Raw genomic sequence first — 20,245 nt, 5'->3', positions numbered from 1 at the left:
CGGGGTTGGGGAATAGCAAGCGTATTGAAAGACAAAATCGGCCGTGATTAACGGCCCGTGCGTTCACCCAGATCAATCGATAACAACGAGAGCGGATCGGGTGGAGGCAAATGCGCGGGTTAGCGCAACGGCCGCTCCCGCGCCAGGGCGCCGTGCAATATGCCGGCACTGGCCCTGCTCCCAACGCGAACACCGATATGCCCGATTTGCACTGGACTATCCCGGTTGCTCGCTGGTCCTGCTGGCCTGCTCTTGGTTCCGATTCAGTTTCGTCGCCCGACCTCGGTTTTATTGAGCCGATGGTGCGGCGTCGCCTGAGCACGCTGTCTAAAAGCGCCCTGAAAGTCGCACACGATTGCGTGGCAGACGTCCCGCACGCGCGCATCGTGTTTGCGTCCCGGCACGGTGAATTGCGGCGCACGGCCGGCATCCTGGCCGACATTGAAAACGCCGAGCCCGTCTCGCCCACTGCCTTCAGCTTGTCTGTGCTCAACGCCATGAGCGGCGTATTCAGCATCGCGCGCGGCGACACGTCGCCCGCCATTGCCGTGTCTGCCGGCCCCGCCACGCTGGGCCTGGCACTGCTCGAAGCGCACGCGCAATACACGGCGGAACCGGCCTCGCCGGTGCTGCTGGTCTACGCGGATGAGCCTGCGGATGCGCGCTTTGGCACCGTGGCCGACGAGGTGGATGAACGCGCGCTAGCCATCTTGCTCGATGGCACGGCAACGGCTTCGCTGGTGTGCTCGCGCAGCGCGCCCGGTGAGGCCGCACAGGACACATCCCCGATGACCACGCAAAGCCAGGCCGTATTGCACAGCCTGGCAACGCGCACCTCCAGCACGTGGCAGCACGCCGACGGCACCTGGACGTGGCAATGGCGCGAGGAGCTATGACACATCCATTGACACCGGCCACACGCATCAACAAGGCATGGCGCCTGGTGGCGACGGGGCTGGCCTTTGTCGTCTTCGGCATCTGCGGCGTGCTGTTTTCCATCATCGTGTTTCCGCTGGCGTGGCTGTGGCCGCATCGCGCCTCGCGCCAGCGCACGGTCACCTTCATCATTCACTGGTTCTTCCGCGCGCTGGTGCGTGCGCTGCAATGGCTGGGCGTGATGACGCTGGACATGCAGGGCGCTGAGCGGCTGCGCGCGGGCGGCCCGGCCATCGTGGTGGCGAACCACCCGACGTATCTGGACGTGGTGGTGCTGCTGTCGCTCACGCCGCGTGCCTGCTGCGTGGTCAAGAACGCGCACTGGGGCAACCCGTGCTTCTGGGGCATCGTGCGTTCGGCGGAGTACATCAGCAATGCGGACCCGACCGAACTCGTGGAAGCCGGCGCACGCCAACTGGCCGCCGGCTACACCATGATCATCTTCCCCGAAGGCTCGCGCAGCCCGGCCAAAGACCGCTTGCATCCGTTCTCGCGCGGATTTGCGCACATGGCACTCAACGTGGGCGCGCCCATCGTGCCCGTGCTGATGGATTGCGACCCGCCCGCCCTCACCAAGGCCATGCGCTGGTACGACGTGCCGCCGCGTGCGTTCTGCATCAAGGTGGCGGTGCTGGAGCCCGTCAGCGTTGCCCAATACGTGCCGGAAGGTGCACCGTCAGCACTGGCTGCGCGGGCGCTGACCTCCGGCATTGAAACCCATATCACCGACCATCTTCTGCAATATGGATTCCTTGAAGCTCGAAATTAAACAACTCCTGATCGAGGCACTCGATCTGGAAGACATGACACCGGCCGATATCGACGACGACGCCCCGCTATTCGATACCAACGGCATCGGCCTGGACTCCATTGACGCATTGGAAATCGGCATCGTGCTGCGCAAGCGTTATCAACTGACGATTGCTGCCAATGACGAACAGACGCGCGAGCATTTCCGCTCCGTGAATACACTTGCGGCACTCGTCCAGAGCCAACAATAATCGCGCCGCCGCGAATTGCACCAGCGCACCAGCGCACCGGCAGAAATAGGGAGAAAACCACATCATGACGGACACCGAGATCCTCGAACGCATCCGCGCCATTTTCAAAGAGAACTTCGATATCGCCCCCGAACGCGTTACGCCCGAGGCGCATCTGTTTGAAGAGCTGGACCTGGACAGCATCGACGCCGTGGACCTGGCCATCAAGCTGCAAGAGATGACGGGCCGCCGCATCAAGCCGGAAGAATTCAAGACCGTGCGCACGGTGGGCGATGTGATCGTCGCGGTCGAATCGCTGCTGGCGGCATAACCGGATGCACGCGCGCATGCACGCGCAATCTGACCGCTTGATCCCACCCTCCACCACCCTGCCCCGCTGGGTGCGCGGCGCCACGCAAGCGCTGCTGAAAATCGCCTACCCGCTGGTGTTGATCGGCGCCTGGCATTTCGGCAAGCCGCGCTACGCCGGCATCGCGCTGCTGGTGCTGCTGTGGGCGCAGCGGTGGGTGGGGGCCGGCAGTGTATCGACGCTGCTGCGCCAGCTCACGCCGCTCGATTGGCTGATCGCCGGCACGTTGACGTGTACCTCGGCGGCCGTGGCCATTACCGATAACGAGTTGCTGCTGCGCCTGTATCCGGCGCTGGTCAATGCCGGGCTGCTGCTGAGCTTTGCGGCCACGCTGCGCTCGGGCCCTTCCATGATCGAAAAATTCGCGCGCATGCGCCTGCCCGATCTGCAACCCCGCGCCGTGCGCTATACGCGGCGCGTCACGCAGGTGTGGTGCGTGTTCTTCGCGCTCAACGGGCTGACCGCTGTGGTGGCGGCGCTGTACTGGTCGCGCGGCGCCTGGGCGCTGTACAACGGCGTGATCGCCTATGGGCTGGTCGGTGTGCTGATTGCGGCCGAGGCGGCGTTCCGCCATTGGGTCGTGCGGCCGCATGCGCCGTCGGAGGCCGCATGATCCCGCTCCATGCCCTGCTGTCAAACGCACGCGCAAACAACGCCGTAGTCTGCGTTGACGGCGCAACGGCCATCACATACGCGGCTTTCAGCACCCGCGTGACGGCTTACGCCGCGGCATTCGCAGCGCAACCGGCAGCACGCTATGCCCTATGCGTTGACGACCCGTTTGATTTCACCTGCGCACTGTTCGCGCTGTTTGCATGCGGCAAGCACGTGGTGGTTCCCGCCAGCGCCGCCCCCGCCTATCTGAATACTCTGGATCGCGCTTTTGATGTGCTCGTCACCGACGCCAGCCTAGCGGCGATTGACCCGCAAGCGGAAACGGCACTCGGTGCGATTGACCCGCAGGCGCCCATCACGCTGTACACGTCGGGCAGTACCGGCACACCCAAGCCTATCCACAAGACGCTCGCCCAATTCGATGCCGAAGTCGTAACCCTGGAGCAGCAATGGGGCGCGCAGATCGGGACCGGCGCCGTGATGGCCAGCGTGCCGCATCACCATATCTACGGATTGCTGTTCCGCGTGTTCTGGCCGTTGGCGGCTGGGCGTGCGTTCAGCCGGCAAACCCATACCGAACCCGCGGTCTTGCAGAGCGCGCTGGCGCAGCACCCCACCGCGGCGTTTGTTTCGAGCCCCGCGCAGCTAGCGCGCTGGCCACAACTGCCGGGGTTTGAAGCGCTGCCGGCACTGCCAGCGGTGTTCTCATCGGGTGGGCCGCTGGACGCCGCGGCCGCCACGGCATTTGCAGCCACGCATGGCTGGGCGCCCATCGAAGTGTTCGGAAGCACCGAGACCGGCGGCATCGCGTGGCGCCGCCAGGACCAGACGCTGGCATGGCGTCCGTTTGCGAATATCGAAATCCGTCAGGAAGACGACGGCGCGCTAGCCGTGCGCTCGCCGCATCTGCCGCACACAGACTGGCACCGCACCGACGACGCCATCGCCTTTGACGACAGCGGCCGCTTCCTCCTGCGTGGTCGGCTGGATCGCGTGGTCAAGGTGGACGGCAAGCGCGTCTCGCTGCCGGAAGTCGAGGGCTGGCTGGGTACGCATCCGTTTGTCACACGGGCGGCGGCGACGCTGTTGGTCGGGGCGTCACGCGAACGGTTGGGCGCGCTCGTGGCGCTCACGCCGGCTGGTGTGGAAGCCCTGCGTACGCAGGGTCGCGTGGCCCTGGCCAAGACGCTGCGCCGGCATCTGTCCACCTACACCGAGCCCACGTTGATCCCCCGCCGCTGGCGCTTCTGCATGGCCATGCCGGTAGATGCGCGCGGCAAGCTGCCGGCCGCCGCCGTGGCCGCCGCCTTCCGGCCTGGCGTGGAAGGGTTCGAAACCCTCGCGTACGTGGCCGACGCCGAAGGCGACCACTACGAACTGCGCGTCAGCCCCGACCTGGTCCACTTTGCAGGCCACTTCCCCGGTCTGCCGATCCTGCCGGGCGTGGTGCTCGTTGACTGGGCTGTTCGCCTGGCCGCTACCCGCAATAGCGCTGTACGCGCAATCGCTTCGGTGGATCAGTTGAAGTTCATGGCGCCGGTGCCGCCGGGCGCAGTGGTATCGCTGCGGCTCACACACGAGCCGGATCGGAGCCGCGTGCGCTTTGTCGCCCGGCTCGGGGGGCGGGATTGCGCTTCGGGCGTGCTGGTGCATCAGGAGGCGGCATGACCCCACCGACTGTTGTCACCACGGCCATCGTCATCCCGATCTACAACCACAAGGACGCCATCGGCAACACGGTGGCGCACCTGGCGGTGCACGGGCTGCCGATCTTTATCGTCGACGATGGCAGCGATGCGGCCACGCAAGCCGTGCTGGCAGCGTTGGCACAGCAGTACGCATCGCAAGTGACGCTGCTGCGCTTGCCGCAGAACGGCGGCAAGGGCGCAGCCGTGATGGCGGGCCTGCGTGCCGCCCGCGCTGCTGGCTATACGCACGCCCTGCAGATCGACGCCGACGGCCAGCACGACGCGGGCGACGTGCCGCGCTTCCTGGCTGCCGCAGCCGCCTCGCCTGACGCAGTCATCCTCGGCCGCCCCGTCTACGACGAAAGCGTGCCCAAGGCGCGCCTGTATGGCCGCTACCTCACGCACGTGTGGGTGTGGATCGAAACGCTGTCGTTTGACATCCGGGATTCGATGTGCGGCTTCCGCATCTACCCGCTGGCGTTGGCGTGCAAGCTGATTGACGACGTGGCCCTGCCCACACGCATGGATTTCGACATCGAGATTCTGGTACGCCTGCACTGGCGCCGCGCGCGCATCGTCACACTGCCTACGCGCGTGACGTACGAGCCGGGCGGCCTCTCGCACTTTGATGTGCTGTGGGACAACGTGCGCATCAGCAAGAGCCACACGCGCATGGTGGCCGGCATGCTGGTTCGGCTGCCGCTGCTGCTGGCCGGCAAATGCATGCCGCGCTGGCGCCATCCGGCTGCAGCAGACAAGCCGCAGAGCGAGTCTCACGGCTGGTGGCGCATGGCCGAGCGTGGCAGCCAGCTTGGCATGCAGTTTCTGGCGCTGAGTTGCCGCCTGTTCGGTACGCGGTTCACTTCGCTGTGGCTGTACCCGATCGTCGCGTACTTCCTGCTGACGGGGCGCACGGCGCGGGACGCATCGCGGCAATACTTTGCGCGACTGCATTCGGCATCGCCGGGGGCAGGCATGCCGCAGCCGGGGTGGCTGAGCGCGTACCGCCAGATGATCGCGTTTGCGCAGTCGGGGCTCGACAAGCTGGCGGCATGGTCAGGCCAAGTAAAAAACGAGCGCGTGCGCTTTGATGACCCAACCGCGTTCGAGGCGCTCGTCGCCAGTGGACGCGGTGCGCTGGTGATCGGCGCCCACCTGGGCAACCTGGAGATGACGCGCGCGCTGGCTGCCCGCAACGGCCATGCCAAGGTGACAGCGGTGGTCTACACCGAGCACGCGCAGCGCTTCAACCACGTGCTGGCACAGGCGCATCCGGATGTCGTCTCGCACCTGATGCAGGTGACCGATTTTGGCCCCGCCACCGCCATGCTGATGCAGGAACGCATCGACGCGGGCGAACTGCTGGTGATCGTGGGCGACCGCGTGCCCGCGCATGAGTCGGGGCGGACGGTGGAAGCCCGCTTCCTCGGCGCACCCGCGCAGTTCGCGCAAGGGCCGTACGTGCTGGCGCACGCGCTGGGCTGCCCCGTCTACCTGTTCTTCTGCCTGAAGACAGGCCAGGACCACACACTCTACTTCGAACCGTTTGCCGAACGCATCGAACTGCCGCGCGCCGAGCGCGCCCGCCACCTGGGCGGCTTCGCTCAACGCTATGCGGAACGGCTCGAACACTATTGCCGCAAGGCGCCTTTCCAATGGTTCAACTTCTTCGATTTTTGGGCGCGTCCGCGCGTTGCCAAGAACATGGATACCGCCCATGGCTGAACACGATCTGAATGTGACCACAGAGCGGCACGTCGAACCCGTCGTGATCGGCAACCGCCATCTGACGATCGAAGACGTGGTTGCCATCGCGCGCGGCGCGCAACCGGTGTCGCTCAACGCCGACGCCGCCTGGCGCTTTCGCATCGAGCGCGGCGCGCAATTTCTGCGGGAACGCCTGGCCGAAGGCGCGACCATCTATGGCGTGAACACCGGCTACGGCGATGCCTGCCAGGTGAGCGTGCCGATGGCGCTGGTCGAAGCCCTGCCGCTGCAACTCACGCGCTACCACGGCTGCGGCATGGGCCGTTACCTGGAAGCCTCGGAAACGCTGGCCGTGGTGGCCGCACGGTTGAACTCGCTGGCCTACGGGTACTCGGGCGTGCGCTTCGTGCTGCTGCAACGTCTGGCTGATCTCGTCAACCACCGCATCCTGCCGCGCATTCCGGCCGAGGGCTCGGTGGGTGCCAGCGGCGACCTGACCCCGCTGTCGTACGTGGCCGCTGCACTGGTCGGCGAGCGCGACGTGCTCTTCAACGACCAACTGCAGCCGGCCGCCAGCGCGTGGCAACAAATTGGTCACACGCCCATCACGCTGGCCCCCAAGGAAGGGCTCGCACTGATGAACGGCACGGCGGTCATGACGGGCCTGGCGTGTCTGGCCTACGCGCGTGCAGAGCAACTGATCCGCCTGTCGTCCAAGCTGACGGCGCTCGCCACGGTGGCACTCGATGGCCGTGCCGCGCACTTCCACCCCACCATCTTTGCCGCCAAGCCGCACGCCGGTCAGGCGGAGGTGGCCGGTTGGATTCGCGCTGACTTGGCCAACTGGGACGACACCTCCGCGCACCGCGTGCAAGACCGCTACTCGATCCGCTGCGCGCCGCACGTGATCGGGGTCGCGCGCGATGCGCAATCGTGGATCCGCCGCGACATCGAGAACGAGCTCAACAGCGCCAACGACAACCCGCTGATCGACCCCGATGCGCAGGAAGTCCTGCACGGTGGCAATTTCTACGGCGGACACATCGCGTTTGCGATGGACGCGCTCAAAACCGCCATCGCCAACCTAGCCGACCTGATGGACCGCCAGTTCGCCCTGCTGGTGGACGACAAGTTCAACAACGGCTTGCCGCGCAACCTGTCCGGCGCCACGGCCGAGCGCGCGCCGATCAACCACGGTTTCAAGGCGGTGCAGATTTCGTCGTCCGCGTGGACGGCCGAGGCGCTCAAGCACACCATGCCGGCCAGCGTGTTCTCGCGCTCGACCGAGGCGCACAACCAGGACAAGGTCAGCATGGGCACGATTGCCGCGCGCGACTGCCTGCGCGTGCTGGAGCTGACCGAACAAGTCGCTGCCGCCCATACGCTGGCGGCGGTGCAGGCGGTCCGGCTTCGGTGCCAAATCGACCCTTCGACAAAGGTACCGGCGCCGGTGCAGGCGTTTATCGACCGTGTGAGCACGCTGTCGGCGTTCGTGAGCGAAGACCGCCCGCTGGAAACCGACCTGCGCACGCTGACGCTCGCCATCGAGCGCGGCACGCTCACGGATGAACATGGAGCGCAACATGACCGCACGTGACCTGCCGGCGACCTCGCCGAAGTTGCAGCCCCTGACCGCCAGCGCCCACGTGGAAGTGCCTTTCCACGACGTCGACGCCATGGACGTCTGCTGGCACGGCCACTACCTGAAGTATTTCGAGATCGGCCGCGCCGCGCTGCTGCGCCGCTTCGATTACGACTACCGCGAGATGCGGGATTCGGGCTTTCTGTGGCCCGTGGTGGAAGCTCACCTCAAGTACATCAAGCCGGCCACCTACGGCCAACAGATCGAGGTGCGCGCCACGCTTGTTGAATACCAAAACCGTCTGAAGATCGGCTACGAAATCGTCGATTGCGCATCGGGTGCACGCCTGACCAAAGGCCACACCACGCAGGTGGCGGTGTGCGCCAGCACGGGTGAGCTGCAATTTGTCTCGCCGCCCGTGATGATCGAACGTGTGGAGCGCGCATGGCTGCGCTGACCCACACCGTGCGCGTATGGGCAACGGCGCTGGTGCTGGCGGCCTGCCCGCTGGCCAACGCGGCCCCCACGGAAGCCCCGCAGGACAGCGCGCTTGTCTCGCCGCTCGTCTCACAAATCGCGGCGCAGTTGGCGCAGGCCAAAGGCGTGCGCGCGCAGTTCGTGCAGACGCAATCGCTGCAGGCCATGCAAAAGCCGCTGGTGAGCAGCGGCACGCTGCTCTTCTTGCGCGATCAGGGCGCGCTCTGGCGCATCGAGCAGCCGACCCGCATGACCTACGTGATGACGGACACCAGCGTCACCACGCTGGATGCCAACGACAAACCCATGGCACGCGGCGCACGCAATGCCGCCGGCGTGGCGCAGGTCTCGCGCATGATGCGCGCGATGCTGGCGGGCGATCTGTCGGCGCTGTATTCGCAATTCAACGTCAACGCGCAAGGCAACGCCAGCCGCTGGCACCTGCGGTTGATTCCGGCGCAGCCGCAGGTCGCCCAGGCGTTGCGCGGTCTTGATCTGACGGGGGATACCTACCTGCGCAGCATCCGCATTCAATCGGCCAACGGCGACGAGACCCGCATCGAGTTCACGGGCAGCACGCGCGTGGACGCGCCCAACGCGGCGGAACGCACGCTGCTGGGGGCGCCCTGATGGCGCAGCAGTTTGCCCTGCGCCAGTCCGGCCAAGCCACCTGGGCCATCCGGCTCGGCTGGCTGGCGCTTGTCGTGGCCGCCGTGCTCTATTGCGGCGTGCGCCTGCACGATGGCACGGCGCTGCAGACCAACTTGCTCGCCCTGCTGCCCGCCACCGAAGCTGACCCGGTGGCCGAAAAGGCTGTCGACACGCTGGCCGCATCGCTGGGCGATCGCGCCGTGTTCCTGGTGAGCAGCCGCAATGCCGAGCCCGCCAAGGCGGCCGCATTGCAGCTTGGCGGTCAGCTCAAACGCAGCCCCGCATTCCGCAATGTGATTGCCGCGCTGCCGCCGTTCGACGCCAGCCAGATCACGCGCTTCTACCAGCCCTACCGCTTCGGCCTGCTCAGCGCCGCCGACCGCGCAGCGCTGGACGATCCGTCCACGGCGTTGCCGGCACTGCTCGCACAACGGCTCTACGCACCGGTTGAAACCGGGCTGAGCGCGCCGCTGGCCGATGATCCGTTCGGCTGGCTCGGCCACTGGCTGGCCGACCTGCCACTGGCGGCCACGCGCCTGGAGCTGGAAGACAATTTCCTGATCGCCCGGCACGACAACACCACCAGCGTGCTGGTGACCACCACCCTCGCCGCCTCCGCCTACGACGGGCAAACCCAGGCCGACGTGCGCAGCGCGGTCGCCGGAGCCGAGCAATCACTTGCGCGGTCCTTTCCCGACGTCACGCTGGTGCGCACGGGCGCGGTGTTCTACGCAGCCGCGGCGCGCAATGCTTCGGAGCAGGAGCTGCACCGCATCGGCATCGTCTCCACGGTCGGCATTGCGCTGCTGATGCTGTGGGTGTTCCGTTCGCCGCGCTATTTGCTGCTGGGGTTCGTGTCGACCGGCATCGGCATTGTGTTTGCGCTGGCGGCCACGCTGCTCGTGTTCGGCAAGCTGCATCTGCTGACACTCGTATTCGGCGCCAGCCTGATCGGCGAGGCGGTGGATTACTCCATTCAGTACTTCGTCAGCCACCTTGGCGCAGAAGCCGGGCAAGACGCACGGCGGAGCGCGCGCGATGTGCGGCCGGCGCTGTTGGTGGCACTCGCCACCAGCCTGCTCGGTTACGCCATTCTGGTGGGTGTGCCGTTTCCGGCGCTGCGCCAGATTGCCTGCTTTGCCATCGCGGGGATCGGGGCAGCGTTTCTGTCAGTGGCGTCCCTGCTGCCCGCCCTGCTGACGAACGCGCCGCGCCAATCGCGCCGCACCTATGGCCGGGCCGCACGCTGGCTGAGCGCCTGGCAGACCGCACTCACACGCCGTGGGGCTTGGCTGTGCCTGGGGCTCATCGCGGCGGCAGCGGTGCCCGGCTGGCTGCGCCTGACCAGTGACGACGACATCCACCTGCTGATCCAGCGCGATCCTGAACTGGCTCGGCAGGAATCCGTGGTGCGCGAGGCCATTGGCGTGGAAAACAGCACGCAGTTCTTTGTCGTGAAGGGCGATTCCGCCGAGCAGGTCTTGCAGCGCGCGGAAGCCCTGCAGCGCAAGCTGGAAGCGCCGATTGCCGGTGCGCCACTCAAGGGCGTGCAGTCCGTCGCGCAATTCGTGCCGTCTGCGCACCAGCAAGCGCAAGACCGCGCTCGTCTTGCCTATCGCGTGTTCGCCGATCCGCAGGCACTGAGCACCACCTTGACCGACGCCGGCTTCCGCCCCGACGTGGCGGCCGCCTATATCAACGCTTTTGCAAGCGCCGGCAGCAGCACCCCGCTCACCATCGACGCATGGCTGGCGATGCCGTGGTCGCAGCCCTACCGCCATCTCTGGCTCGGTCAGGTTGCGACCGGTGGTGCGCAACAACCTGTGTATGCAGCCATCGTCATTCCGACGGGTGCCACGGCCGCGCAATTGCCCGCGCTTGCCGCATTGGCGGAGGGCGATGCCGGCATCCGCTTTGTCGACAAGCCGGGGAGCGTCGCGCGCCTGTTCGCTACGTACCGCGTCGACAGCGGCTGGTGGCTGGCCGGCGCACTCAGCCTGATCCTGGCGTTGTTCTGCGTGCGCTATGGGCTCGCGGTGGGCGTGCGAGTGACGCTGCCGGTGGTCTGCGCGGTCGGCATCACGTTTGCCGTGTACGGTTACGCGGGCATTCCGCTGAACCTGTTCCATTGGCTGGCCCTGATGCTGGTGCTCGGCGTGGGGGCCAACTACGCTGTGTTTCTGCGCGAAGGCTGTACGCGCCACCGTGCGGACATTGGCGGCGTATGGGTGGGCGTACTGTTGTCAGCGGCTACCACGCTGCTGTCGTTCGGCCTGCTCGGTACGAGCGCCATGCCGGTGCTGCGCAGCTTTGGCATGACGCTGGCACTGGGCATCGTCATCGCGGTGGCATTGGCCCCGCTGGGTATGCCGCTGGCAAGACATCGATCCTCATGACTGCATTTACTGCCTACCTGCATGCGCTGGGCATGGTCAACGCGCTGGGCGATGACGCGGACGCCATCCGCCGCAATCTGGCGGCGGGGCACGCCCCTGGCATGGTTGCAGCGGAACGGCCCGACGGCACCACCGCCATCGTCGGGCGCGCGCTGGCTTCACTGGAGCTGGCCCCGCCGGCACATCTGGCCGCCTATGACTGCCGCAACAATCGGCTGCTGCTGGCCGCGCTGGCGCAGATCGAACCCGCATTGAATGCAGCGCGCGAGCGCTACGGTGCGCACCGCATCGGCATCGTGCTCGGCACCAGCACCTCGGGCATCGACGCGGCCGAAGCGGCACTACGCCATGCCAACGCACACGGCGCGCTGCCCCCGGCGTTTGACTATCGCCAGATGGAAATCGGCACGCTTGCGCCCTTCGCGGCTGCAGCGCTCGGCACCACTGGCCCCGCCTATACGGTATCGACCGCCTGCACGTCGAGCGCCAAGGCTTTCGCATCGGCCCGCCGATTGCTCGGCCTGAACCTGTGCGATGCCGTAGTCGTGGGCGGTGTGGATTCGCTGTGCGAGCTGACGCTGCAGGGCTTTGCCTCATTGGAATCGACCAGCCCCGTGCGCACCAACCCGATGAGTCGCAATCGTGCCGGCATCAACATCGGCGAAGGCGCCGCGGTCTTCCTCATGACGCGCGAGCCCGGGCCGGTACGCCTGGCCGGGGCGGGCGAATCGAGCGATGCCCACCATATCTCGGCGCCCGACCCGACCGGCGCCGGCGCTGAACGCGCGCTGCGCGCCGCGCTGACCGATGCAGGCATCGACGCCACCGTCATCGGCTACGTCAACCTGCACGCCACCGCCACGCGCAAGAACGACGAGATGGAAGCCCACCTCATGGCGCGCGTCTTTGCGCACGGTGTGCCGGCCAGCGGCACCAAACCGCTGACCGGCCACACGCTCGGCGCAGCGGGCGCGACCGAACTTGGCTTTGCGTGGCTCGCCCTCGCACACGAAGGCACGCCCTTGCCCCGCCACCTGTGGGATTGCGAAGCCGACCCCGCACTACCGACGCTCGACTTGATCGAAGATGACCGCCGCCTGAGCGCCGGCCAGTACGTGATGAGCAACTCGTTTGCATTCGGCGGCAGCAACGCCAGCCTGATCTTGGGCCGGGGATGAGCATGAGCGCCGACTTTCCCATCTTGCCCATCGAATCCATCCTGCCGCATCGCGGCACCATGCTGCTGCTCGCAGGCGTGGAGGCGTGGGATGACGAAACCCTGGCGGCTATGGCCCATGTCGACCCCGCTGCCTGGTATGCCGACGCCGCTGGCAACATGCCCGCGTGGATCGGCATCGAACTGATGGCGCAGGCGATTGCCGCCCACGTGGGTCTGCTCTCAACACGCGACGGCAAACCGGCGCGCCCTGGCGTGCTGCTGGGCTCGCGCAAATACGAAGCCAGCGTGCCGGCCTTCGCGCAAGGACAACCGCTGCGCGTGGAAGCGCGCGAACTGCTGCGCGGCGCCGAGGGCCATGGCGCATACGAGTGCACAATCAACGCCACAATCGGCAACGACGTGCAGATGCTGGCCAAGGCCGTCATCAAGGTGTACCAGCCGACCGATTTTCAAGCATTCATCGAAGGGAGTTTCACAGCATGAGCCGCCGTGTTCTTGTGACGGGCGCCAGCCGCGGCATCGGCCGGGCCATCGCCTACCAGTTGGCGTCGGATGGGTTCGACGTTTCCGTGCATTGCCGCAGCGGCCGCAACGAGGCTGAGGCCGTAGTGGCCGGCATCCAGGCGCAAGGTGGCACGGCCCGTGTGCTCCAGTTTGACGTGCGCGACCGCAACGCCTGCCGCACGCAGTTGGAAGCCGACGTGGAAACGCACGGCGCCTACTACGGCATCGTCCTGAGCGCGGGCGTCACGCGCGACGCCGCCTTCCCCGCGTTGACGGATGAAGACTGGGACATCGTGCTGGAGACCGGCCTGGACGGCTTCTACAACGTGGTGCACCCGCTCACCATGCCGATGGTGCGGGCGCGCAAGGGCGGCCGCATCGTTACCATCGCGTCCGTGTCGGGCGTGATGGGCAACCGTGGGCAGGTCAACTACAGCGCGGCCAAGGCCGGGTTGATCGGCGCGACCAAAGCGCTGGCGGTGGAACTGGCCTCGCGCAACATCACTGTGAACTGCGTGGCACCGGGGTTGATCGAGACTGAAATGCTGTCGAACATGGAGCACCTGAACCACGCGCTGCAGACCGTGCCGATGAACCGCGTCGGGCAGCCGGCGGAAGTCGCCGCAGTGGTCGGCTTTCTGATGTCGGACGCGGCGTCGTACGTCACGCGGCAAGTGATCGGCGTCAACGGCGGGATCGTCTGATGAAGCGCGTTGTTGTGACGGGCATGGGCGGCGTAACCGCCCTGGGCTCCGAGTGGAGCGACATCCAATCCGCCATCGAGCAAGGCCGCAACGCCGTGCGCCGCATGCCGGAGTGGGATTACTTCGACACCTTGCATGCGCGCCTCGCCGCCCCGCTGCCTTCCTTCACTACACCAGCGGACTACCCGCGCAAGAAGACGCGCTCGATGGGGCCGGTGTCGGTGTACGCCGTGCGCGCAAGCGAGATGGCGTTGGCCGATGCGGGGCTCACGGGTGACACCTCCATCGCCGATGGCCGCATGGGCGTGGCATATGGCTCGTCGTCGGGCTCGGTGCAGCCGATCCGCGCGTTCGGCAGCATGCTCGATACGGGGTCGATGCAGGGCGTGACCTCCAACAGCTACGTGCAGATGATGCCGCACACCACGGCCGTGAACGTGGCGCTGTTCTGGGACTTGAAGGGCCGCATCATTCCCACCTCGTGCGCATGCGCATCGGGCAGTCAGGCCGTCGGCTATGCCTACGAAGCCATTGCCACCGGCAAGCAGACGCTGATGCTGGCTGGCGGCGCGGAAGAACTTTCCGCACCGGCCGTGGCCGTATTCGACACGCTCTACGCCACCAGCACGCGCAATGACGAGCCACACCTCACGCCCCGCCCGTTCGACAAGGCGCGCGACGGCCTGGTGGTGGGCGAAGGCGCAGCCACGCTGGTGCTGGAAGACTATGACCACGCCCGCGCACGCGGCGCGCGCATCCACGCGGAGGTGGTCGGCTTCGGCTGCAACTCCGACGGCGCGCACATGACGCAGCCCACCGCCGCCACGATGAGCCATGCCATGCGGCTTGCGCTGCAAGACGCCGGCCTCTCGCAAGACGCCATCGGCTACGTCAACGCGCACGGCACGTCCACCGACCTGGGCGACGTCGCCGAAAGCCAGGCCACCGCTGAAGTGTTCCGCCCGTCGATGCCGATCAGCTCGCTCAAGAGCTACATCGGCCATACGCTGGGCGCGTGCGGCGCCATTGAGGCGTGGTGGACCATCGAGATGATGAAGCGGAACTGGTTCGCGCCCACGCTCAATCTGGAAAACGTCGATCCGGCCTGCGCGCCGCTGGACTACATCGCCGGCAGCGCACGCGAGCTGCATGTCGACTACGTGATGAGCAACAACTTTGCGTTCGGCGGCATCAACACGTCGCTGATCTTCAAGCGCGCCGACTGATGCAGGCTGGTATGACGCGCACTTCCTGGGGATCCGAACGCGTGGTCGTTACGGGCCTGGGCATCGTGAGCTGCCTGGGGAATACGCTCGATGCGGTTTCCGCCGCGCTGCGCGATGGGCGCTCGGGACTGGTGCACATGCCGGCCTGGCAGGCGATGGGGCTGTCGTGCCAAGTCGCGGGTGTGGCCTCCGTGCAAGACGAACCGCCGTTTGCACGCAAGTTCGAGCGCTTCATGGGCGAAACCGCGCGCATGGCGTGTCACGCTGCACGCAAGGCTGTGGATGATGCCGGGCTCGACATGGCGGCGCTGCAATCGCCACGCGCTGGCCTCGTAGCAGGTTCGGGCAGCGGCGCATTGGCCGCGTACGACACCGCGCTGGATGGCGTACGCGCACGCGGTGTGGAGCGCGCCTCACCCTACATCGTGCCGCAGGTGATGAGCAGCACAGTGTCGGCCAACCTCGCGCAGGTCTTCGGGCTGGGCGGCATCAGCTATTCGCCGTCATCTGCGTGCACCACGTCGGCCCTGGCCATCGGGCAGGCTGCGCATTGGATTCGCTCGGGCCAGCAGGACATCATGCTCGCGGGTGGCGCGGAAGAACTGCACGACAGCTACGCACTGTTCTTCGATGCCATGGGCGCGCTCTCACGGGCGCCGGGCGACACGCCTGAGCGCGCCATACGTGCATCACGCCCCTACGACACCGCACGCGATGGCTTCGTGCTGGGCTCGGGTGCCGGCATGCTGGTGCTGGAGTCGCTCACGCATGCGCTGGCGCGCGGTGCTCGCATCTATGCCGAGCTGACCGGCTTCGGACAGAGCACCGATGTGGGCTCCATGGTGTCGCCCCGCGCGCCCGGCATTGCGCGCGCCATCCAGGCGGCACTGGACGAGGCAGGCCCACAACACACTCGGCCCGATTACATCAACACCCACGGTCCCTCCACGCCATCGGGCGACGTGGAAGAAGTGCTGGCCCTGCAAGCCGTGTTCGGCGCGGAAGTGCCGGCGTTCTCGTCCACCAAGGGGCTCACCGGGCATCCGCCGGGCGCGGCAGGCGCGCACGAAGCCATCTATACCTTGCTGATGATGCGCGACGGCTTTGTCGCAGGCTCGGTCGGCATTGAAACGCCCGACCCGGCGGTGGCAGGCCTGCCACTGGTACGGGAGACGCGCCCAGCGCAAATCGGGCGCGCGCTGTCCATTTCCTTCGGCTTTGGCGGCAGTTGCGCCGGGCTGATGTTTGATGCCAGAGATGGCGATTTCTCAACCCAACAACAAGAACAGGAATGCTCTCGATGAAGACCCAACTGCTACTGGCTGCCAGCGCACTGGCCATGCTCACCCAGGCGGCCCACGCTGGCACCCAGGTGATGACGTTCCCGATTCGGCCGGTGCTGCAATCGCAGCAGTTCGCGCCCGGCGTCGGCTTGTACTTTGGTGATCAGCCGCACCCGGCCGTGGTGACGAAGCTGGGCGAAGTCACCAAGTCGTCGCACCCGGCGCGCAAGACCGCCACCGAGGTCGAAATCTGCAACGCCACGCTGGCGGATGCGCTGGGCCAACTCGCCAACGCCGCGCACGACCGCGGGGCCAACGCCGTCATCAACATCAAGACGTGGTTCCACTCCACCGTGAGCAATGACGCCAACAACTACACCTGCGGCGTCAGCGGCGTGTCGGCCGGGCTGCACGTAAGCGGCGAGCTGGTCAACGTCGAACCTGCCAAGTAATCCGTGATTGCAGTCCCTTTCCACAACCCGCAATACAACAACAAGGAGTCTGGAATGAAACGTCACCTGATGCTGGCTGCCCTGTGCGTCGCCACGATGAGCACCGCCGCCTTCGCCCGCAACGATGTCGAGACCTATTCGATCGAGGCCGCACTCAAGAGCCCTGGCTCGGAGAAAGTCGGCAGCGATGTCGCACTGAGCTTTGCGGGCCAGAAGCACACGGCCGTGGTGAAGTCGATGGGCGAGATCGCGACCAACAAGAAGACCAACGGTGTCGGCCGCAGCGATGAAGCCGCTTGCCAGTACGTCTTCCTGTCAGCCGTGCTGGCCTTGCAGGAACGTGCCCGCGAGATGGGCGGCAACGCGGTCATCAACATCAAGAGCAACTACAAGAACAACCTGACGGCCAGCGCGACGGATTTCACGTGCGGCTCGGGCGCGCTCATGTCGGGCGTGGCCCTGAAGGGCGAGGTTGTGACCCTGAAGAAGTAACGTGCCGAAATAGCCTGCTAACAGATGCTGCCGGCGAGAGGTTTCGCCGGCAGACTTGGCACAAGCGATCAGGCCGCGGGCTTGGTAGCGGCGACGTTGACGAGCGTCTCGCGCCGCTTTCCCGGCTTGGGATGGTGCAGGCCCAGGCGCTCGAACAGGCCGAAATCCGTTGCGCGGCTCCACCACAGATACGGCAGCGACACGTTGCGCTGCTCAAACGCGAAACCACCGGCTCGCAGCATCTGCAGATAACCGTCGGCGCTCTTTTGCACTTCCATGGGATGCCGGAACAGCAAACGGATCACCCACGATTTGATGTACGCATCGGTCGATTCGGCAAACAGCAGCACGCCGCCCGGTTTCAGGATGCGCCGGAATTCGGCCAGCGCACGCTCCTGCTCGACAAGATGGTGAAACGTCTGGTGGCAGAAGACGATGTCTGCGCAGGCGTCGGGCAGCGGCAGCGCGGCGCAATCGCCGTGCATGACCTCGACTGGCGTGGCGATGGCGCTTCCGGCCTTGCGAGCGGCATCGAGCGATGGCGCATGACAATCCACACCGACAATGCGCTGCGGAGCAAACGCTTTCTCCAGCAGCCGGAACGAAATACCTTGGCCGCAACCCACATCCACCAGCACAGGCGCCTCAGGCAACGGCGTGGTGATCAGCTGCTTGAGGTCGTTGATGGCGACGCGCAGCACATGGTGCTCCCACGTATACGTGCGCAGGAACCAGACACCAAATGCGGTTTCCGGCACAAACGAATGAATATGCGCAGGCGTTGAAGTGGTTTCCATGGATGAACAAGGTGGCTCTGAAAAATGAGCATAGGTATAAGGCTGGCGCATTGTACCGACAACGAATGCCAGTTTTCAAAGCAAGCACGAAGACGTAAGCTCGCCAGTTATCTCGGCAGCGGCCAACCAGACAGCGATATTCACAACCGATAATGCACTCCACCTCTCAAGCAATCGAACAGCACGAACACGTTGACGTCGCCATCATTGGCGCAGGCCCCTCGGGGGCGGTGGCCGCGGCGCTGCTGCGGCAGGCCGGGCGCAACGTACTGGTGCTGGAACGGCAGCATTTTCCGCGCTTCTCCATTGGCGAAAGCCTGCTGCCGCAAAGCATGGCTTACCTGGAGCAGGCGGGCATGCTGCAGGCCGTTGTCGAAGCTGGCTTCCAATACAAGAACGGCGCGCATTTCGTGTACGGCGATAAAAGCGCGGCATTCGATTTTCGCGACAAGCACTCCGCCGGCTGGGGCACGACGTATCAGGTCGAACGCGCAGCATTCGACAACGTGCTGATTCAATGCGCCGCCCAGCAAGGCGCTGAAGTGCGTTTCGGCCACACCGTGCGCGCCATGCAGCCGGGCGATGCGCCCGTGCTGGAAGTGGAAGACGAGGCCGGCAACGCCTATGCCGTACACGCCCGCTTTGTGCTCGACGCGAGCGGCTTCGGCCGGGTGCTCCCGCGCCTGCTGAACCTCGAAGCGCCCACCGGCATGCCGACACGCGCAGCGCTGTTCTCGCACGTGCGCGATGCGCTGCCCGCCGGCAGCACGGACCGCGACAAGATCTGCATTGCCGTGCACCCCGAACGCCGCGACGTCTGGTACTGGATGATCCCGCTGGCCGGCGGCCGCTCGTCGGTCGGCTGCGTGGCGGAAGCCGGCTTCCTCGACGTGCCGGAAGCCGAACGCGAAGCCACGCTGCGCCGCCTTATCCAGGCCGAGCCGAATATCGCCGCGCTGATCGGCAATGCACCGTTCCTGATGCCCGTGCGCCAGATCGGCGGCTATGCCGCGAACGTCGAGCGCCTGTATGGCCCCGGCTACGCGCTGCTCGGCAACGCTGGCGAGTTCCTCGATCCGGTGTTCTCGTCGGGCGTGACGATTGCGCTGCGCTCAGCCGAGCTGGCCACGCGCACGCTCCTGCGCCAGCTCAACGGCGAAGCCGTCGATTGGCTGACCGACTACGACCGGCCGCTGCGCAAGGGGGTCGACACCTTCCGCGCCTTCGTCGAACGCTGGTACACGGGCGAGCTGCAGGGCATCATCTTCCACCCGCGCCACTCGCCGGGCATCCGCCGCATGATCAGCGCGATCCTGGCCGGCTACGCGTGGGATGAAACCAACCCGTTCGTGACCGATCCGGTGCGACGCCTCAATACGCTGCATGAAGTCTGCAAACTCGAAGCGGCCTAAGCAGCCCAAGCGGCCCGACCGGCAAGCCGCCCGGACGGCTGCCCCGAACGCCGCTTCGGAGTTCCGGCTCAAACGCGACATCGGCCGCCGGCTGGCGGCACGATTTGCACTACGGTTTCACGTCGTGCTGATCTTGCTGTGGTCGTTGACGTGGGGCGTGGCTTGCAGCAAGACGCTGCATTGGGCGGGGCTGGATTCGCGCCCGTGGCGGTATGCCGTGGCCACCGTGTGCGCCTGGCTGGCGATGCTCGTCGCCATCAAGCTGTGGTTGCTGTACACCGGGTTCACGCAGCGCCGCAAGGCGCAACGCGCGAGTGCGGGTAGTGACGGCGGTGGCGACTTTGATTTCGGCCTGCCACGCACCGGGGGTCATGCAAGCCGGGCAGCGACCAACATCGGCGACCACGGCGGCACCTTCAGCGGCGCGGGTGCCTCCGCTGACTTCGAACCCCTTGCGAGTGCCAGCGACACATCCTTACTGGGCGATGCTGGCAGCGTGGCCGACGGCCTGTCGTCCGCTGACGAGGCCCTACCCATCGTGCTGGTGATTGCGGTGGTGGCAGCGGTTGCAGCCGCATGCCTTGGCGTGCTGACGTACTTCTACGCGCAAGGGCCGATGCTGCTGTCGGAAGCCGCGTTCGAGGTGCTGCTGGCGGGCGGGCTGCTTCGTTCCGTACGGCGAGCAGATGATGGCGACTGGCTGCGCACCATCGTCGTCAAAACAGCCGTGCCGTGGCTCATCGTGCTGGGCTGCGCCATCGGCGTCGGGCTGTTGCTGCACTGAGCAACACGC

The 20,245-nt window shown here is 66.2% G+C and carries 21 protein-coding genes; 20 read left to right on the top strand and 1 reads right to left on the bottom strand.

The window, feature by feature from the left end; genetic code table 11:
• Positions 1 to 197 precede the first annotated feature (197 nt).
• The 18 genes from ACS7SF_RS24835 (at position 198) to ACS7SF_RS24750 (ending at position 17,243) form a co-directional block, all read left to right on the top strand.
• Positions 198 to 896 carry a beta-ketoacyl synthase chain length factor gene (locus tag ACS7SF_RS24835; RefSeq protein ID WP_439893133.1) on the top strand — a complete coding sequence of 233 codons (699 nt, stop codon included), beginning with the start codon at positions 198 to 200 and terminating at the stop codon, positions 894 to 896.
• Entirely contained in the window at positions 893 to 1,705 is an 813-nt protein-coding gene (locus tag ACS7SF_RS24830) for a lysophospholipid acyltransferase family protein (protein WP_439893132.1), read from the top strand. Before ACS7SF_RS24835 ends, ACS7SF_RS24830 begins: the two co-directional genes overlap by 4 nt.
• On the top strand, positions 1,680 to 1,937 hold the full coding sequence (locus ACS7SF_RS24825; RefSeq protein WP_366170333.1) for a phosphopantetheine-binding protein: 258 nt from the start codon (positions 1,680 to 1,682) through the stop codon (positions 1,935 to 1,937). The genes ACS7SF_RS24830 and ACS7SF_RS24825 overlap by 26 nt, the downstream gene beginning before the upstream one ends.
• A 64-nt stretch (positions 1,938 to 2,001) precedes the next feature.
• Positions 2,002 to 2,247, top strand: a complete 246-nt coding sequence (locus tag ACS7SF_RS24820; RefSeq protein ID WP_366170335.1) for an acyl carrier protein — start codon at positions 2,002 to 2,004, stop codon at positions 2,245 to 2,247.
• A gap of 16 nt (positions 2,248 to 2,263) precedes the next feature.
• Positions 2,264 to 2,899: a hypothetical protein gene (locus tag ACS7SF_RS24815; RefSeq protein ID WP_439893131.1), complete on the top strand. Its 636-nt coding sequence runs from the start codon at positions 2,264 to 2,266 to the stop codon at positions 2,897 to 2,899.
• Entirely contained in the window at positions 2,896 to 4,569 is a 1,674-nt protein-coding gene (locus ACS7SF_RS24810) for an AMP-binding protein (RefSeq protein WP_439893130.1), read from the top strand. Before ACS7SF_RS24815 ends, ACS7SF_RS24810 begins: the two co-directional genes overlap by 4 nt.
• Positions 4,566 to 6,314: a glycosyltransferase family 2 protein gene (locus ACS7SF_RS24805; RefSeq protein WP_439893129.1), complete on the top strand. Its 1,749-nt coding sequence runs from the start codon at positions 4,566 to 4,568 to the stop codon at positions 6,312 to 6,314. Before ACS7SF_RS24810 ends, ACS7SF_RS24805 begins: the two co-directional genes overlap by 4 nt.
• Positions 6,307 to 7,893 (top strand): HAL/PAL/TAL family ammonia-lyase, encoded by a 1,587-nt coding sequence (locus ACS7SF_RS24800; RefSeq protein ID WP_439893128.1) that lies wholly within the window; start codon positions 6,307 to 6,309, stop codon positions 7,891 to 7,893. The genes ACS7SF_RS24805 and ACS7SF_RS24800 overlap by 8 nt, the downstream gene beginning before the upstream one ends.
• Positions 7,880 to 8,335, top strand: coding sequence for an acyl-CoA thioesterase (locus ACS7SF_RS24795; protein WP_439893127.1), 456 nt, complete (start codon positions 7,880 to 7,882; stop codon positions 8,333 to 8,335). The genes ACS7SF_RS24800 and ACS7SF_RS24795 overlap by 14 nt, the downstream gene beginning before the upstream one ends.
• Positions 8,323 to 8,985 (top strand): outer membrane lipoprotein carrier protein LolA, encoded by a 663-nt coding sequence (locus ACS7SF_RS24790; RefSeq protein WP_439893126.1) that lies wholly within the window; start codon positions 8,323 to 8,325, stop codon positions 8,983 to 8,985. Before ACS7SF_RS24795 ends, ACS7SF_RS24790 begins: the two co-directional genes overlap by 13 nt.
• Positions 8,985 to 11,402 carry an MMPL family transporter gene (locus tag ACS7SF_RS24785; RefSeq protein ID WP_439893125.1) on the top strand — a complete coding sequence of 806 codons (2,418 nt, stop codon included), beginning with the start codon at positions 8,985 to 8,987 and terminating at the stop codon, positions 11,400 to 11,402. The genes ACS7SF_RS24790 and ACS7SF_RS24785 overlap by 1 nt, the downstream gene beginning before the upstream one ends.
• Positions 11,399 to 12,580 (top strand): beta-ketoacyl-[acyl-carrier-protein] synthase family protein, encoded by a 1,182-nt coding sequence (locus ACS7SF_RS24780; protein WP_439893124.1) that lies wholly within the window; start codon positions 11,399 to 11,401, stop codon positions 12,578 to 12,580. The genes ACS7SF_RS24785 and ACS7SF_RS24780 overlap by 4 nt, the downstream gene beginning before the upstream one ends.
• A gap of 2 nt (positions 12,581 to 12,582) precedes the next feature.
• Positions 12,583 to 13,065, top strand: coding sequence for a hotdog family protein (locus ACS7SF_RS24775; protein WP_439893123.1), 483 nt, complete (start codon positions 12,583 to 12,585; stop codon positions 13,063 to 13,065).
• A complete protein-coding gene (locus ACS7SF_RS24770) occupies positions 13,062 to 13,790 on the top strand; it encodes a 3-ketoacyl-ACP reductase FabG2 (RefSeq protein WP_439893122.1) in 729 nt (242 codons plus the stop codon). The genes ACS7SF_RS24775 and ACS7SF_RS24770 overlap by 4 nt, the downstream gene beginning before the upstream one ends.
• Entirely contained in the window at positions 13,790 to 15,016 is a 1,227-nt protein-coding gene (locus ACS7SF_RS24765; protein ID WP_439893121.1) for a beta-ketoacyl-ACP synthase, read from the top strand. The genes ACS7SF_RS24770 and ACS7SF_RS24765 overlap by 1 nt, the downstream gene beginning before the upstream one ends.
• Before the next feature lie 11 nt (positions 15,017 to 15,027).
• The gene (locus ACS7SF_RS24760) at positions 15,028 to 16,320 is read left to right on the top strand and encodes a beta-ketoacyl-[acyl-carrier-protein] synthase family protein (protein ID WP_439893120.1); all 1,293 of its coding nucleotides are present in this window, start codon (positions 15,028 to 15,030) and stop codon (positions 16,318 to 16,320) included.
• Positions 16,317 to 16,751: a hypothetical protein gene (locus tag ACS7SF_RS24755; RefSeq protein WP_439893119.1), complete on the top strand. Its 435-nt coding sequence runs from the start codon at positions 16,317 to 16,319 to the stop codon at positions 16,749 to 16,751. Before ACS7SF_RS24760 ends, ACS7SF_RS24755 begins: the two co-directional genes overlap by 4 nt.
• 54 nt (positions 16,752 to 16,805) lie before the next feature.
• Positions 16,806 to 17,243, top strand: a complete 438-nt coding sequence (locus ACS7SF_RS24750) for an excinuclease ABC subunit A (protein ID WP_439893118.1) — start codon at positions 16,806 to 16,808, stop codon at positions 17,241 to 17,243.
• Positions 17,244 to 17,311: 68 nt separating this feature from the next.
• On the opposite strand, the gene ACS7SF_RS24745 is transcribed toward ACS7SF_RS24750, so the two are convergent.
• Positions 17,312 to 18,040, bottom strand: coding sequence for a class I SAM-dependent methyltransferase (locus tag ACS7SF_RS24745; protein WP_439893117.1), 729 nt, complete (start codon positions 18,038 to 18,040; stop codon positions 17,312 to 17,314).
• Between the two features lie 152 nt (positions 18,041 to 18,192).
• On the opposite strand from ACS7SF_RS24745, the gene ACS7SF_RS24740 reads away from it, so the two are divergent.
• Positions 18,193 to 19,452: an NAD(P)/FAD-dependent oxidoreductase gene (locus tag ACS7SF_RS24740; RefSeq protein ID WP_439893116.1), complete on the top strand. Its 1,260-nt coding sequence runs from the start codon at positions 18,193 to 18,195 to the stop codon at positions 19,450 to 19,452.
• Positions 19,424 to 20,236: a hypothetical protein gene (locus ACS7SF_RS24735; RefSeq protein ID WP_439893115.1), complete on the top strand. Its 813-nt coding sequence runs from the start codon at positions 19,424 to 19,426 to the stop codon at positions 20,234 to 20,236. Before ACS7SF_RS24740 ends, ACS7SF_RS24735 begins: the two co-directional genes overlap by 29 nt.
• Positions 20,237 to 20,245: the final 9 nt, after the last annotated feature.

Origin of the sequence: Ralstonia sp. 25C (genome assembly GCF_051904805.1) — a bacterium.
Lineage (GTDB): Bacteria > Pseudomonadota > Gammaproteobacteria > Burkholderiales > Burkholderiaceae > Ralstonia.
This window is presented reverse-complemented; position numbering and strand designations above follow the sequence as displayed.

What these genes read in the sequence shown, in the direction of transcription:
- ACS7SF_RS24790 (WP_439893126.1), top strand. Translation starts at nt 8,323, where the DNA reads ATGGCTGCGCTGACCCACACCGTGCGCGTATGGGCAACGGCGCTGGTG.
- ACS7SF_RS24745 (WP_439893117.1), bottom strand. Translation starts at nt 18,040, where the DNA reads ATGGAAACCACTTCAACGCCTGCGCATATTCATTCGTTTGTGCCGGAA.
- ACS7SF_RS24795 (WP_439893127.1), top strand. Translation starts at nt 7,880, where the DNA reads ATGACCGCACGTGACCTGCCGGCGACCTCGCCGAAGTTGCAGCCCCTG.
- ACS7SF_RS24815 (WP_439893131.1), top strand. Translation starts at nt 2,264, where the DNA reads ATGCACGCGCAATCTGACCGCTTGATCCCACCCTCCACCACCCTGCCC.
- ACS7SF_RS24735 (WP_439893115.1), top strand. Translation starts at nt 19,424, where the DNA reads ATGAAGTCTGCAAACTCGAAGCGGCCTAAGCAGCCCAAGCGGCCCGAC.
- ACS7SF_RS24805 (WP_439893129.1), top strand. Translation starts at nt 4,566, where the DNA reads ATGACCCCACCGACTGTTGTCACCACGGCCATCGTCATCCCGATCTAC.
- ACS7SF_RS24800 (WP_439893128.1), top strand. Translation starts at nt 6,307, where the DNA reads ATGGCTGAACACGATCTGAATGTGACCACAGAGCGGCACGTCGAACCC.
- ACS7SF_RS24830 (WP_439893132.1), top strand. Translation starts at nt 893, where the DNA reads ATGACACATCCATTGACACCGGCCACACGCATCAACAAGGCATGGCGC.
- ACS7SF_RS24820 (WP_366170335.1), top strand. Translation starts at nt 2,002, where the DNA reads ATGACGGACACCGAGATCCTCGAACGCATCCGCGCCATTTTCAAAGAG.
- ACS7SF_RS24825 (WP_366170333.1), top strand. Translation starts at nt 1,680, where the DNA reads ATGGATTCCTTGAAGCTCGAAATTAAACAACTCCTGATCGAGGCACTC.
- ACS7SF_RS24755 (WP_439893119.1), top strand. Translation starts at nt 16,317, where the DNA reads ATGAAGACCCAACTGCTACTGGCTGCCAGCGCACTGGCCATGCTCACC.
- ACS7SF_RS24740 (WP_439893116.1), top strand. Translation starts at nt 18,193, where the DNA reads ATGCACTCCACCTCTCAAGCAATCGAACAGCACGAACACGTTGACGTC.
- ACS7SF_RS24750 (WP_439893118.1), top strand. Translation starts at nt 16,806, where the DNA reads ATGAAACGTCACCTGATGCTGGCTGCCCTGTGCGTCGCCACGATGAGC.
- ACS7SF_RS24760 (WP_439893120.1), top strand. Translation starts at nt 15,028, where the DNA reads ATGACGCGCACTTCCTGGGGATCCGAACGCGTGGTCGTTACGGGCCTG.
- ACS7SF_RS24770 (WP_439893122.1), top strand. Translation starts at nt 13,062, where the DNA reads ATGAGCCGCCGTGTTCTTGTGACGGGCGCCAGCCGCGGCATCGGCCGG.
- ACS7SF_RS24765 (WP_439893121.1), top strand. Translation starts at nt 13,790, where the DNA reads ATGAAGCGCGTTGTTGTGACGGGCATGGGCGGCGTAACCGCCCTGGGC.
- ACS7SF_RS24780 (WP_439893124.1), top strand. Translation starts at nt 11,399, where the DNA reads ATGACTGCATTTACTGCCTACCTGCATGCGCTGGGCATGGTCAACGCG.
- ACS7SF_RS24810 (WP_439893130.1), top strand. Translation starts at nt 2,896, where the DNA reads ATGATCCCGCTCCATGCCCTGCTGTCAAACGCACGCGCAAACAACGCC.
- ACS7SF_RS24775 (WP_439893123.1), top strand. Translation starts at nt 12,583, where the DNA reads ATGAGCGCCGACTTTCCCATCTTGCCCATCGAATCCATCCTGCCGCAT.
- ACS7SF_RS24785 (WP_439893125.1), top strand. Translation starts at nt 8,985, where the DNA reads ATGGCGCAGCAGTTTGCCCTGCGCCAGTCCGGCCAAGCCACCTGGGCC.
- ACS7SF_RS24835 (WP_439893133.1), top strand. Translation starts at nt 198, where the DNA reads ATGCCCGATTTGCACTGGACTATCCCGGTTGCTCGCTGGTCCTGCTGG.